Origin of the sequence: Prescottella defluvii (assembly GCF_000738775.1) — a bacterium.
Taxonomy (GTDB): Bacteria; Actinomycetota; Actinomycetes; order Mycobacteriales; family Mycobacteriaceae; genus Prescottella; species Prescottella defluvii.
In genome coordinates, this window is sequence record NZ_JPOC01000106.1 from 1 (window position 1) to 265 (window position 265).

At 75.8% G+C, this 265-nt stretch carries 1 pseudogene; it reads right to left on the reverse strand.

The annotated features are described in order from the left end of the window. Nucleotides 1-265, reverse strand: a pseudogene (locus IJ15_RS25005) (primosome assembly protein PriA); the annotation flags it as partial.

A 265-nucleotide genomic window follows, 5' to 3' on the forward strand; every position in this document is an offset into this window, starting at 1 on the left:
CCGGGTGCTCCAGTCCTCCCCAGGCAGGGGCTGCCACACCGCGCGCGGACTCCGGCCCGACTCGAGGGCCTCGACGAAGTTGAGGCCGTGGGTGTATGCGGACCACGCGTCGCGGTCCACGGTCGGCGACGCCGGACCCGGCCGCGCGACGGCCTCCTCGGACTCGACCTTCGCGTGCCGCGGCGGCACCGCGAGACGCAACACGTCCGAACGGGTCCCGGCGTACCGCTGCGCCACCGCGTCGACGAGGTCCCGGACCTCGGGG